Raw genomic sequence first — 603 nt, 5'->3', positions numbered from 1 at the left:
AACAGCTGCTTGCGCGACAGGAACGCCCCCGTCTCTGCGAGGTTCTCGGTGAGCCGCACGCCGCGGCACCGCAGGTGCGCGACGAGCCCGATGAAACTGTAGGCCACGGCCCAGTCCGCGCCGTCCGACCAGTAGAAGAGGTGGGCGTAGCCGGCCGCATCGGCCCCGATCCGGATCCGGTCGCCCGTGCGTCTGATCAGGACGTGATGACCGTCGGCCCCCCAGGGCAGCGCGCCGCCGGCCGACTCGTATGCCGCGAGGCCCTCGGTCTCGACGATGAAATCGGTGCCGGACCAGGCGAAGCCCAGGAGGTGGCTCCCGTCCGCGGGCAGCGTTTCGGGATCGAGCAGGAGGTCCGAGATCATGGTCACGCCGAGGCTCAGGCAATCAACGTTTCGTTGGATGCCCGAGTCTCAAGGAATCCTCAACAGGTGGACTACCGAGTAGCGGCCAACATCTCGGGCGGCACCAGCATAATCACCGACATCGGTCGAGGGCAGCCCACTTTCTCTGTAAGTCCCTGTTTTGTTCGTGGGCAATGATCCACGCCAAGTGGTTGGTCGGGAACAAACTCGCGTGAATTCAAAATCCCCCGCCGCAAGG

The 603-nt window shown here is 64.8% G+C and carries 1 protein-coding gene; it reads right to left on the bottom strand.

Features of this window, described 5'->3' with window-relative positions:
• The coding region (locus RISW2_RS23090) for a hypothetical protein (RefSeq protein ID WP_043775928.1) at positions 1–371 on the bottom strand (371 nt) is incomplete at its 3' end.
• Between the last annotated feature and the right edge of the window lie 232 nt (positions 372–603).

The organism is Roseivivax isoporae LMG 25204, assembly GCF_000521865.1.
Classification (GTDB): Bacteria; Pseudomonadota; Alphaproteobacteria; order Rhodobacterales; family Rhodobacteraceae; genus Roseivivax; species Roseivivax isoporae.
The sequence above is the reverse complement of the archived record's forward strand: the minus strand, read 5'-3'. Positions and strand labels throughout refer to the sequence as shown.